General features: G+C 62.5%; 8 protein-coding genes. 7 read left to right on the plus strand and 1 reads right to left on the minus strand.

Translation table 11 applies throughout. The features are described from left to right. Positions 1-114: 114 nt before the first annotated feature. On the minus strand, positions 115-345 hold the full coding sequence (locus tag HX873_RS09985) for a DUF2790 domain-containing protein (RefSeq protein ID WP_102367909.1): 231 nt from the start codon (positions 343-345) through the stop codon (positions 115-117). 690 nt (positions 346-1035) lie between these two features. Here HX873_RS09985 and bcsQ point away from each other — a divergent pair. Genes bcsQ through HX873_RS10020 form a run of 7 tightly spaced genes read left to right on the plus strand, consistent with a single transcriptional unit; the run spans position 1036 to position 12876 of the window. Continuing rightward, positions 1036-2019: a cellulose biosynthesis protein BcsQ gene (bcsQ, locus tag HX873_RS09990; RefSeq protein ID WP_177069293.1), complete on the plus strand. Its 984-nt coding sequence runs from the start codon at positions 1036-1038 to the stop codon at positions 2017-2019. Further along, entirely contained in the window at positions 2016-4235 is a 2220-nt protein-coding gene (gene bcsA, locus HX873_RS09995) for a UDP-forming cellulose synthase catalytic subunit (protein WP_177021033.1), read from the plus strand. The genes bcsQ and bcsA overlap by 4 nt, the downstream gene beginning before the upstream one ends. Continuing rightward, a complete protein-coding gene (gene bcsB, locus HX873_RS10000) occupies positions 4232-6490 on the plus strand; it encodes a cellulose biosynthesis cyclic di-GMP-binding regulatory protein BcsB (RefSeq protein ID WP_134325575.1) in 2259 nt (752 codons plus the stop codon). Before bcsA ends, bcsB begins: the two co-directional genes overlap by 4 nt. Then, entirely contained in the window at positions 6487-7683 is a 1197-nt protein-coding gene (gene bcsZ, locus HX873_RS10005) for a cellulose synthase complex periplasmic endoglucanase BcsZ (protein ID WP_008435713.1), read from the plus strand. Before bcsB ends, bcsZ begins: the two co-directional genes overlap by 4 nt. Continuing rightward, positions 7665-11522, plus strand: a complete 3858-nt coding sequence (locus tag HX873_RS10010) for a cellulose biosynthesis protein BcsC (RefSeq protein ID WP_008435712.1) — start codon at positions 7665-7667, stop codon at positions 11520-11522. Before bcsZ ends, HX873_RS10010 begins: the two co-directional genes overlap by 19 nt. Positions 11523-11539: 17 nt before the next feature. After that, a complete protein-coding gene (locus tag HX873_RS10015; protein ID WP_003218072.1) occupies positions 11540-12211 on the plus strand; it encodes an SGNH/GDSL hydrolase family protein in 672 nt (223 codons plus the stop codon). Further along, positions 12211-12876 (plus strand): alginate O-acetyltransferase AlgF, encoded by a 666-nt coding sequence (locus HX873_RS10020; protein ID WP_177041013.1) that lies wholly within the window; start codon positions 12211-12213, stop codon positions 12874-12876. Before HX873_RS10015 ends, HX873_RS10020 begins: the two co-directional genes overlap by 1 nt. Position 12877 lies beyond the last annotated feature (1 nt).

Here is a 12877-nt window from a genome sequence, read left to right on the forward strand (position 1 = left end):
GTGTGGCGAGGGAGCTTGCTCCCGCTGGGCTGCGCAGCAGGCCCAAAACAGTGGGAGCGCTGCGCACTCCAGCGGGAGCAAGCTCCCTTGCCACAGGTTTTGTCGTTCAGCTTTTTAGTTGCCTTCGTTGCACGAGTCGGCAAATTTCTTGTACTCAAACACCCGCTTCTGCCCATGGGAATCCAGGTAGGTCATCCGCGCATTCACCACGCCACACGCCGCGCCTCCATCGTCCACGGTCGACAGTACTTGCTGTACATCCAGCTTGGGGCTGGCCTGGGCCGAAAAGGCGGCAACGTTGAGCAAGGCAAACAGGCTGCTGGCGATGAGGGTGTTGCGGTTCATGGTGGTGTCCTCTGAGGTTCAATAGGGTGTGTGTTGCGTTGGAGCCTATTGAGCGCCCGGGAGGTATCCGGCCTGTGTCATGCACCCGGCGTTTTGCCTCGGCATGTGTTGAGAAGGGGATTGCATACAACTTGATACAGAAACATATCCATTAGAGGCATTAGTGCCTCATGGTCTTTCTCTTAGATGTTTTCGACATAACGGTCATCGTTTTTCCCTTGAATAAGGTGAGTCTTACCGTATTCTGTTTCGAAATATTAAGCGTCATATAAATAGCGGAATCGTTTAACCCGGTTTACGGAACGTTGGCGGTTAATTAGTAAGTTGTAATTTGATTCGTCAGCTAAGCAATTTTTCCTGACCAGGCGGCCAGAAAAATTCTTAGAAGCCTCCGCAAGCTTCTGATCTGAAAGAAATTGATAAAAATTCGTCAAATAAGTCAAAAATACGGCACTCAGCCGCTCGTCGGAAAGAATTCATCAAAAAGCATCAAAATACTGACACCATCAATCTGATATCACAGAATGCCGCCAGCCAACACATAACTAGAAAAACCAAGGTCAGCTCAACGGGCTGACCTTTTTAACGCCTTTAAAGCGTAATAACCGGGGAGGGCCGTGGGTGAGTCGCGCAGACGATATTTCAAAACTATTCAATAAGCTGGGCGCCAATCCAAATGGCTACCGGGAGATGTACGCCGTCCACGATTATCTTGAGGATGACGTGGTGGTCGAGCCTTTCGACGCCGTGCCCATCCCGGCCCAAACCGCTTGCACCGTCGCGCTGGATGAGCCGCCGTCGGCGCCATTGCTGCGCTTGCTCGAAGAGCTGACCCAGGGCGAAGCCGATCACCTGCAACCTCCCGAAGTGGTCGAAGGGCCGACCGGTGAGGTGTACTCGGATCAATCGTCACCCAAGGTGATCGTGGTGGTCTCGCTCAAGGGCGGTGTCGGTCGCAGCACGCTGACCGCGGCCATTGCCAGCGGCCTGCAGCGTCAAGGCCACCCGGCCGTGGCGCTGGACCTGGACCCGCAAAACGCCCTGCGTCATCACTTGTGCCTGGGCCTGAATTTGCCCGGCATCGGCGCGACGAGCTTGAGCAATGAGTCCTGGGAAGGCCTGGCTGAGCGCGGCTTTGCCGGTTGCCGTCTGGTGGCCTTCGGTGAGACCAACAACGACCAGCAAAAAAACCTCAATCGCTGGCTCGGCGAAGACGCCCAATGGCTGCCCCGGCACCTGGCCGGTTTGCAGTTGAATGGCCAGGACACGGTGGTGATCGACGTGCCCGCCGGCAACACGGTGTACCTGCACCAGGCCATGGCCCTGGCAGACGTGGTGTTGGTGGCGGTGCAGGCGGATGTTTCCTCATTCAGCACCCTGGCCCAGATGGACAGTGTGCTGGCGCCGTACCTTGAGCGCGAAAAACCACCACAGCGTTACTACGTGATCAACCAACTCGACGGCGCCCACCGCTTCAGCCTGGACATGGCCGAAGTGTTCAAGGCCCGCCTCGGCGATGCACTGCTCGGCACGGTCCACCGTGACCCGGTGTTCAGTGAAGCCCAGGCCTGCGGCCGCGATCCCCTCGACCCTACCGTCAACAGTCTCGGCTGCCAGGACATTCATGCCCTGTGCCGCACGCTGCTCGAACGAATCGATTCGGACCTTCCATGACCGACACTACGTCCTCTACGCCCCACACTCCGGGGCGCGCCGAGCAGCGGCTGGACGCCGCGATTTCGCGCTTCAATCGCTGGCCCGATACGCTGCGCAAAGTGCTGGTGGTGATCAGTTGTGTGGTCGGCACCTTGTTGTTGGTGAGCATTGTCAGCGCCCCGCTGGACCTCTATAGCCAATGCCTGTTTGCTGCCGTGTGCTTCCTTGCGGTGCTGGTGCTGCGCAAGATTCCCGGGCGCATGGCGATCCTCGCGCTGGTGGTGTTGTCGCTGGTGGCGTCGCTGCGCTACATGTACTGGCGGCTGACTTCCACCCTGGGTTTTGAAACCTGGCTCGACATGCTGTTCGGCTACGGCCTGGTGCTCGCCGAGCTGTACGCGCTGGTGGTGCTGATCTTCGGCTACGTGCAAACCGCCTGGCCGCTGCGCCGCGAGCCGGTGTGGCTCAAGACCGAACCGTCGGAGTGGCCCACGGTCGACGTGTTCATCCCGACCTACAACGAGGCGTTGAGCATCGTCAAACTGACCATCTTCGCCGCCCAGGCAATGGACTGGCCCAAGGACAAGTTGCGCGTCCACGTGCTCGACGATGGCCGTCGCGACGACTTCCGCGATTTCTGCCGCAAGATCGGCGTGAACTACATCCGCCGCGACAACAATTTCCACGCCAAGGCCGGCAACCTCAATGAAGCGTTGAAGGTCACCGACGGCGAGTACATCGCGCTGTTCGACGCCGACCACGTGCCGACCCGTTCCTTCCTGCAAGTCAGCCTCGGCTGGTTCCTCAAGGACCCCAAGCTGGCGATGCTGCAAACGCCGCACTTCTTCTTTTCACCCGACCCGTTTGAAAAGAACCTCGACACCTTCCGCGCCGTGCCCAACGAGGGTGAGTTGTTCTACGGCCTGGTGCAGGACGGCAACGACCTGTGGAACGCGACGTTCTTCTGCGGCTCGTGTGCGGTGATCCGCCGCAAGCCCTTGCTGGAAATCGGCGGCGTGGCCGTCGAGACCGTCACCGAAGACGCCCACACCGCGCTCAAGCTCAACCGCCTGGGCTACAACACCGCTTACCTGGCGATCCCGCAAGCCGCGGGCCTGGCCACCGAAAGCCTGTCACGCCACATCAACCAGCGCATCCGTTGGGCGCGGGGCATGGCGCAGATTTTCCGCACCGACAATCCGCTGCTGGGCAAAGGCTTGAAGTGGGGCCAGCGCATCTGCTACGCCAACGCGATGCTGCACTTCTTCTATGGCTTGCCGCGGCTGGTGTTCCTCACCGCGCCGCTGGCCTACCTGATTTTCGGCGCGCAGATTTTCCACGCCTCGGCGCTGATGATTGTCGCCTATGTGTTGCCCCACCTCGTGCATTCGAGCCTGACCAACTCGCGGATCCAGGGGCGCTTCCGCCACTCGTTCTGGAACGAGGTCTACGAGACCGTACTGGCCTGGTACATCCTGCCGCCGGTATTGGTTGCATTGGTCAACCCCAAGGCGGGCGGCTTCAACGTCACCGACAAGGGCGGAATCATCGACAAGCAATTCTTCGACTGGAAACTCGCCCGGCCGTACCTGGTACTGCTGGCGGTGAACCTGGTCGGGCTGTGCTTCGGTCTTTATCAGTTGATCTGGGGCGACGAGTCCACCGCGGTCACCGTGGCGATCAACCTGACCTGGACCCTCTACAACCTGATCATCACCAGCGCGGCAGTGGCGGTGGCTTCCGAAGCGCGGCAAGTGCGCTCCGAGCCGCGGGTCAGCGCGAAATTGCCGGTCAGTGTGATCTGCGCCGACGGTCGTGTGCTCAAAGGCACGACCCAGGATTTCTCGCAGAACGGCTTCGGCCTGATCCTCGCCGACGGGCACCAGATTGCCCGGGGCGAACAGTTGCAGTTGGTGCTGTCGCGCAACGGACAAGACAGCCTGTTCCAGGCGCGGGTGGTGTTCAGCAAGGGCGCGCAGATTGGCGCGCAATTCGATGCACTGTCCCTGCGCCAACAAAGCGAACTGGTACGCCTGACGTTTTCCCGCGCCGACACCTGGGCCGCGAGTTGGGGCGCCGGCCAGCCCGATACACCGTTGTCAGCCCTGCGTGAAGTCGGTGCCATCGGCATCGGCGGCCTGTTTACCCTGGGTCGCGCCACGCTGCATGAATTGCGTCTGGCCCTGCGCCGCACTCCCTCACAACCGCTCGATACGCTGATGGACAAGCCATGACTTCCACACTATTTGCCCGCCCGCAGTCGCGCGGCGTGCTCGCGCTGATGATCGCTTCGCTGCTGGGCCTGGGCTCGCAGGCACAGGCAGCTGCACCCGCTGTTGCGGTGCAGAGCACTGACGAGGGCTACAGCCTGACCCTCAAGCAACTGGGCCGTCGCGACACCATGAACCTGCAAGGCGTGGAAGCGTCCGACAGCGTCAACTTCGACATCCGTGCCGATGAAGTGGTGAAGGGCGCGCAACTGCTGCTCAAGTACAGCTACTCGCCGGCGCTGCTGGCGGACCTGTCGCAGATCAACGTGCTGGTCAACGACGAAGTCGCCGCCAGCCTGCCGCTGCCCAAGGAAGGCGCGGGCATCCAGCAGGAAAAACTGGTGCAGATTCCGGCGCACCTGATCACCGAATTCAACCGCTTGAGCCTGCAGTTCATCGGCCACTACACCATGTCCTGTGAAGACCCGCTGCACAGCAGCCTTTGGGCCAAGATCAGCAACAGCAGTGAGCTGAAAGTGCAGGTGCAGCCGATCGTCTTGAAAGACGACCTGTCGGTGCTGCCGCTGCCGTTCTTCGACAAGCGCGATGCGCGCCAGGTCAGCCTGCCGTTCGTGTTTGCCAGCGCGCCGGACAACGCCGCGCTGGAAGCTGCCGGTGCGCTGTCGTCGTGGGTAGGCGGCTTGGCCAGCTACCGGGGTGCGACGTTCCCGACGACCCTTGGCGAGATTCCGGCCAAGGGCAACGCCATCGTGCTGGTGCAAAGTACCCAGGCTGTGGATGTACACGGTGTGGCGGTCCCTGAGCCTAAAGGGCCGACCCTGACCCTGATCACCAACCCCAACGATCCGAATGGCAAGCTGCTGATCGTCTCCGGCCGTGATGGCGCCGAACTCAAGCGTGCCGCCACCGCTGTGGTGCTGGGCAACCCGGTGTTGACCGGCAACAGCGTGGTCATCACCAGGCTCGACACCCTGGCCCCGCGCAGCCCTTACGACGCGCCGAACTGGCTGCCCAGCAACCGTCCGGTACGCCTTGGCGAGCTGGTAGAACTGAAAAAGCTCAACGTCTCCGGCTACAACCCGGGCCCGATCAGCGTCGACCTGCGCCTGCCGCCCGACTTGTTCAACTGGCGTGAAGAGGGCGTGCCGCTCAACGTCAAATACCGCTACACGCCGCAGCAGGTGTCCACCAACTCCTCCTTGCTGATCGGCCTGAATGACCAGTTCATGAAGTCTGTCGCGTTGCCGTCGGTGAGCAACCTGGGCGGTGGGCAGAGCCTGCTGGACCAGCTGAAGAAAGACGAAACCCTGCCCCGTGAAGTGACGACCCTGTTGCCGATCAGCTCGGCCTCGCCCAAGTCCAAGCTGCAACTGCGCTTCATGTACGACTACATCAAGGAAGGCGAATGCCGGGACATCATCGTCGACAACATGCGCGGTGCGATTGACCCGGACTCGAGCCTGGACCTGAGCAGCTACCAGCACTTTATCGCCATGCCGAACCTGGGCGTGTTCAACGACTCCGGCTTCCCGTTCACCCGCCTGGCTGACCTTTCGGAGTCGGCGGTGGTGATGCCGGACAACGTCGGCACCGATGAATTGAGCGCTTACCTGACTGTGATGGGCCGCTTCGGCGAGTCCACCGGCTACCCGGCCACCGCCGTCAAAGTGGTGCAGGCCAAAGACGTGCAAAGCGTTGCCGACAAAGACCTGCTGGTGCTCGCCACCGGCGGCAACCAGCCGCTGCTGCAGCAATGGCAGCAATACCTGCCGGCCACCAGTGACGGCCTGCAGCACCACTTCCTGTTGTCTGACCTGCCACGTTATGTGCGCAGCTGGATCAGCCCGGACGCCGCGGCCAACCAGCATACGGCCAATGCCGGCATCACCTTCAGCGGCCTGAGCAACAGCACCTGGTTCGCCGGCTTCCAATCGCCGCTCAAGGCCGGGCGCAGCGTGGTGCTGATTGCCAGCAACCAGCCTCAGGGCCTGCTTGAAGCGACCTCGGCACTGATTGGCGGTGACGACTACAAAGACTCGATCCAGGGCAGCCTGGCGGTGGTGCAGGGCACGCAGATCAGCTCGTTGGTCGCGGACCAGCAGTACTACGTCGGCGACCTGAACTACTTCAAATTCATGCAATGGCAGCTGTCCCAGAACCTGGGCTGGATGCTGGCGATTACCTTCCTGGGGCTGCTGGTGCTGACCTGCCTGATCTACCTGGCACTGCGTGCCCGTGCAAAACGGCGGTTGGCATGAGCCCTTTGCGTAGCGCGATCCTGGCGGTGATTGGCAGCACATTGCTTGCCGGTGCCGCCCAGGCACAGACCTGCGATTGGCCGCTGTGGCAGAACTATGCCAAGCGCTTTATCCAGGACGATGGCCGGGTGTTGAACTCGTCCATGAAGCCGACGGAAAGCAGCTCGGAAGGGCAGTCGTACGCGATGTTCTTTGCCCTGGTGGGCAACGACCGGGCGACCTTCGACAAGCTCTGGACCTGGACCAAGTCCAACATGGCGGGCGCCGACATCGGCCAGAACCTGCCGGCCTGGCTGTGGGGCAAGCGTGACGATGGCAAGTGGGGCGCGATCGACAGCAACTCCGCCAGCGACGCCGATTTGTGGATGGCCTATGCGTTGCTCGAAGCCGCGCGTGTGTGGAACGCACCGCAGTACCGCAGCGACGCGCAACTGGTGTTGGCCAACGTTGAACGCAACCTGATCGTGCGCGTACCGGGCCTGGGCAAGATGCTGTTGCCGGGGCCGGTAGGCTATGCACACGCGGGTGGCCTGTGGCGCTTCAACCCCAGCTATCAAGTACTGCCGCAACTGCGCCGCTTTGCAAAAGAACGCCCGAACGCCGGCTGGAACGAAGTGGCCGAGAGCAACGCGAAGATGCTCGCCGACCTGCCGAGCAATCCCCATGGCCTGGCGGCCAACTGGGTCGGTTATCGCGCTACCAGCGCGAACACCGGGCTGTTTATCGTCGACCCGTTTTCCGATGACCTGGGCAGCTACGACGCGATCCGCACTTACCTCTGGGCCGGCATGACCGCCAAGAGCGACCCGCTGGCCGCGCCGATGCTCAAGGCCTTGGGCGGGATTTCCCGTGCCACCGCTGCGTCGGTCAGCGGTTTGCCGCCGGAGAAAGTCCACGTGCTGACCGGTGAAGTCGAGAAAAACAACGGCTACACGCCGACGGGGTTCTCGGCCTCCACCATGGCCTTCTTCCAGGCCCGGGGCGAAACCGCCCTGGCGCAATTGCAAAAGCAGAAAGTCGACGACGCCCTCGCCAAGGCGCTCGCGCCTTCGGCCCCGGACAGCGCCCAGCCGATTTACTACGACTACATGCTCAGCCTGTTCGGCCAGGGCTTCGCTGATCAAAAGTACCGTTTCGAACAAGACGGCACGGTGAAATTATCCTGGGAGTCTGCATGCGCCGTCACACGCTAGCCATTGCGATTCTGGCGGCCCTGGCTTCCAGCGCCAGCTTTGCCGAAACCACTGACCCGCAAAGCCTGCTGATCGAGCAGGGCTATTACTGGCAGTCGAAAAAGAACCCGGAACGCGCCCTCGAGACCTGGCAGAAACTGCTGCGCCTGAGCCCTGAACAGCCGGATGCGCTGTACGGCATTGGCTTGATCCAGGTGCAACAACAGCGTCCGGCCGAAGCGCAAAAGTACCTGGCCCGCCTGCAGGCGTTGAGCCCGGTACCGCGCCAGGCCTTGCTGCTGGAGCAGGACATCACCGTCAACATCCCGGCCAACGCCAAGTTGCTGGAACAGGCCCGTGAACTCGGCGAGCCTGAAGAAGAGCGCGAACAAGCGGTGGCGCTGTATCGCCAGATCTTCCAGGGGCGCCAGCCCCAGGGCCTGCTTGCCCGCGAGTATTACAACACCCTGGGCTTCACGCCCAAGGGCACTAACGAGGCCATCGCCGGCTTGCAGCGTTTGTCCCGCGAGCGGCCGAACGACCCGATTGTGGCGCTGTTCCTGGCCAAGCATCTGGCGCGTAACCCGGCCACCCGCGCCGACGGCATCCGCGCCCTGGCCAAGCTGGCACCGAACAACGACGTGGGCGGCAACGCCGATGAAACCTGGCGCTTTGCGCTGATCTGGCTCGGCCCGCCGAAGAGCGACCAGGTGCCGTTGTTCCAGCAGTTTCTGGCTGCGCATCCGGACGACAGCGAAATCCGTGCGCTGATGAACAAGGGCATTGCCCAAGGCAAGACCGGCGCCGGTTGGCAGCGTGATCCGCAGATGACCAAGGCGTTCAAGGCGCTGGATGACGGCGACCTGAAAACCGCCGAGCCGCTATTGGCGGCGCGCCTCAATGAAAAATCCAATGACGTCGATGCGCTCGGCGGCATGGGCGTGCTGCGTCAACAGCAGCAGCGCTTCAGCGAGGCTGAAAGCTACCTGGTTCAGGCCACCCGTTTGCCGGGTGGCGCGGCATGGCAGTCGGCGCTCAATGATGTGCGCTACTGGAACCTGCTCAACCAGGCCCGTGACGCCCAGCGTGGCGGGCGCGGCAGCCAGGCCCGCGACCTGGTGGCCCAGGCCGAACGCTTGAACCCTGGCCAGCCCGGCGCTGCCGTGGCACTGGCGGGTTTCCAGGCCCAGGACAATCAGTTCGACACCGCCGAAGCCGGCTACCGCAAAGTGCTCGCCCGTCATCCTGGCGACCCGGACGCGCTGAGCGGCTTGATCAACGTGCTGTCCCAATCCGGGCAGCCGGAAGAAGCCTTGAAGCTGATCGACTCGGTGTCGCCCGCCGAGCGCGCGAAGTTCGCGCCGAGTGTGAAAATCACCGCGTTGCGCGCTACCCAGGTCGGCAAGCTGGCCGAGCAGCGGGGCGATTTGAAAGCCGCGCAAGCCGCCTACAAACAAGCCCTTGATGCCGACCCAGAAAACCCGTGGACACGCTTCGCCCTGGCGCGCATTTACCTGCGCGACGGCCAGATTCGCAACGCCCGTGCCTTGATCGACGGCTTGCTGGCCAAGCAGCCGAACCAGCCGGACGCGCTGTACACCAGCACGCTGCTGTCGGCGGAGCTGGGTGAGTGGAAAAAGGCTGAAGAGACCCTGGCGCGTATCCCTGCGGGGCAACGTACCGCTGACATGAACGAGCTGGGTATCGATATCGCGCTGCACAAGCAGACCGACATCGCCATCGAGACCGCCCGCCGTGGCCAACGCCCGGAAGCCCTCGCGCTGCTGGGCCGCAGTGAAGCCATGACCCGGCAGAAGCCTGAGCGCCTGGCGGTGCTGGCGGCCGCTTATGTGGAAGTCGGCGCGACGCAGCAGGGCCTGGATATCATGCAGAAGGTTCTGGATAACAATCCGAACCCGACCGTCGACCAGAAACTGCTGTACGCCAATGTCCTGCTCAAGGCCAACCACTACACCGAGGCGGGCGACATCCTGCGTGAAGTGCAGGGCAAGCCGCTGAGTGAAACCGGTCGCCAGCGTTACGACGATTTGATCTACCTGTACCGGGTCAAGCAGGCTGATGCCCTGCGTGAGAAAAACGACCTGGTCGCGGCCTACGACATGCTGTCGCCGGCCCTTGCCCAGCGTCCCAACGACGCTATGGCGGTAGGTGCCCTGGCGCGGATGTACGCGGCCAGCGGCAATAGCAAAAAGGCCATGGAGCTTTATGCGCCGCTGATTCAGCAGAACCCGAACAACGCTCGCCTGCAACTGGGCCTGGCGGATATCGCGCTGCAAGGCCGTGATCGTGGCCTGGCGGAAAGCGCCAGTGAAAAGGCGCTGTCCCTGGAACCGGGCAACCCCGAGATCCTCACCTCGGCTGCGCGCATCTATCAGGGGCTGGGCAAAAACAACGAAGCCGCTGCGCTGCTGCGCAAGGCGTTGGCGATTGAGAACAGCCAGAAGAGCCAGACGCAATTGGCTCAGGCCGGCTCCCAGGGCGTGCCTTACAACCCCTTCGTCGGCTTGCCGGGCCAGCGTCGCCAGGTCACCGACCTGACCGTCGCCGGCGCCGTGCCGCCGCCGATTGATGCACCGACCAATGTCGTGCCGGACAATGCCCTGGCAGCCTCCGCGCGTCCGGCGTCGAACAACTGGAACGAGCCGTTCGAGCCACCGTCGAGCATTGCTGCACTCGACACCGCCAACCTCAGCCCGGCACGTCGTGCACTGGATACGATCCTGCGGGATCGCACCGGTTACCTGGTGCAGGGCTTGAGCGTTCGCAGCAACAATGGCGAAAGCGGCTTGAGCAAAATCACTGACGTCGAGGCGCCATTCGAAGCGCGGATGCCGGTGGGGGATCTGAACGTTGCGCTGCGCGTGACGCCGGTGCATGTGAGTTCCGGCAGCGTGAAGAGCGACTCTGCCACACGCTTTGGCGGTGGCACGGCCAACCCGGCGGGCTCCCAGAGCGACACGGGCGTCGGTCTGGCCGTTGCCGTGGAGAACCCGGATGAAGGCCTCAAGGCCGACATCGGTGTAAGCCCGCTGGGCTTTCTGTACGACACCATCGTCGGTGGCGCCAGCGTCTCGCGGCCGTTCTCCCAGGGCTCCAACTTCCGTTACGGGGTCAACGTTTCGCGGCGCCCGGTCACCGACAGTGTGACCTCCTTTGCCGGTTCCGAAGACAAGCGTACCGGCGAGAAATGGGGCGGCGTGACCGCCAACGGCGGGCGTGGCGACCTGAGCTACGACAACCAGAAGCTAGGTGTGTATGGCTACGCCTCGTTGCACGAGCTGTTGGGCAACAACGTCGAAGACAACACCCGCCTGGAGCTGGGCAGCGGCATCTACTGGTACCTGCGCAATACCCCGACCGACACCCTGACCCTCGGCATCAGCGGTTCGGTCATGGGCTTCAAGGAAAACCAGGGTTACTACACCTACGGCCAGGGCGGTTACTTCAGCCCGCAGCGCTTCTTCTCCCTGGGTGTGCCGGTGCGCTGGGCGCAGAGTTTTGATCGGTTCAGCTACCAGATAAAAAGTTCGGTGGGCATCCAGCATATCGAGCAAGATGCGGTCGATTATTTCCCGGGGCATAGCGATTACCAAAATGACCCGACCCGGGGCGATCCGAAATACGCCAAGGACAGCAAGACCGGCATCGGCTACAGCTTCAATGCCGCCGCCGAATACCGCCTCAGCTCGCGCTTTTACCTGGGTGGCGAAGTCGGTCTCGACAACGCTCAGGACTATCGCCAGTACGTCGGTAACGCCTACCTGCGCTACTTGTTTGAAGACCTGAGCGGGCCTATGCCCTTGCCGGTCAGTCCGTACCGTTCCCCTTATTCGAATTGATTTGATAGGAGTCATCCATGCCTGTTTCCGCTTCTGCTATTGCCGGCCTGACCCTGCTGGTATTGGGCGAAAGTCACATGAGCTTTCCTGATTCACTGCTCAACCCGCTGCAGGACAACCTCACCGCCCAGGGCGCCAAGGTTCACTCCATCGGCGCGTGCGGCGCCGGTGCAGCCGACTGGATCGTGCCGAAGAAAGTCGAGTGCGGTGCCGAGCGCCTGCCGGTTGGCAAGGCCGAGATTTTCGGCAAGAACGCCATGAGCACCACCCCGATCAAAGACCTGATCGCCAAGGACAAGCCGGACCTGGTGGTGATCATCATCGCCGACACCATGGCCTCGTACCCGGAGCCGCAGTTCCCGAAAGTCTGGGCCTGGAAAAGCGTGACTTCCCTGACCAAGGCCATCACCGAAACCGGCACCAAGTGCGTGTGGGTCGGGCCGGCGTGGGGCAAGGTCGGTTCGCAGTACAAGAAGGATGATGCGCGCACCAAGGTGATGTCGCAGTTCCTCGCCACCAACGTGGCGCCGTGCACCTACGTCGACTCGCTGACCTTCTCCAAGCCGGGCCAGTGGATCACCACCGATGGCCAGCACTTCACCATCGACGGCTACCAGAAGTGGGCCAAGGCGATCGGCGACTCCCTGGCGAAGTTGCCACCGGCCGCCGTGGGCAAAGGAGCGCAATAATGAAACGGATTACCCTGGGCCTGGCGACCTTGCTCGCCAGCGTCAGCGCCTACAGCGCCGACATCCCGCTTTACCCCACCGGCCCGGAGAAGGATTCGGCGTTCCTGCGCCTGGCCAACGGCACCGACGGCGAGCTGAAATTGCTGCCCCAGGGTTCCAAGGCCAGCCTGGTGTTGGGTGGCGACAAACTGGTGTCTGACTACCTGCCGGTGTCGGGCGGCAAGACCCCGATCAAGGGTGTGTTGAGCCAGGGCGGCAAGGATTCCGAGCTGGCCGTGACCGTCGCGCCGGGCGAGTTCGCCACCGTAGTGGCCGTGCCGGACGCCAAGGGCGGCACGCGCCAGCTGGTGATCCACGAACAGCCGGATGACTTCAACGCACTGAAGGCCTCGCTGGCCTTTATCAACGCCGACGCCGCCTGCGCCGATGCGAGCCTGGAAGCCGTGGCGCAAAAAGCCGAGCTGTTCAAGAAGGTCGCCGAAGGCTCGATTTCGCGCCGCATGATCAACCCGGTGGAACTGTCGGTGCAGCTCAAGTGCGCCAACGCGCCGGTGGGCCAGCCGCTGACCTTCACCCTCAAGGCCGGCGAACGCTACAGCGTGCTCGCACTGCCATCGGCCGCCGGTTCGAGGTTGCTGTTTACCTCCGACACGCTCGCTAACTGAT

This window comes from Pseudomonas sp. P7758, assembly GCF_013386485.1.
In the GTDB taxonomy this organism is placed as follows: Bacteria; Pseudomonadota; Gammaproteobacteria; order Pseudomonadales; family Pseudomonadaceae; genus Aquipseudomonas.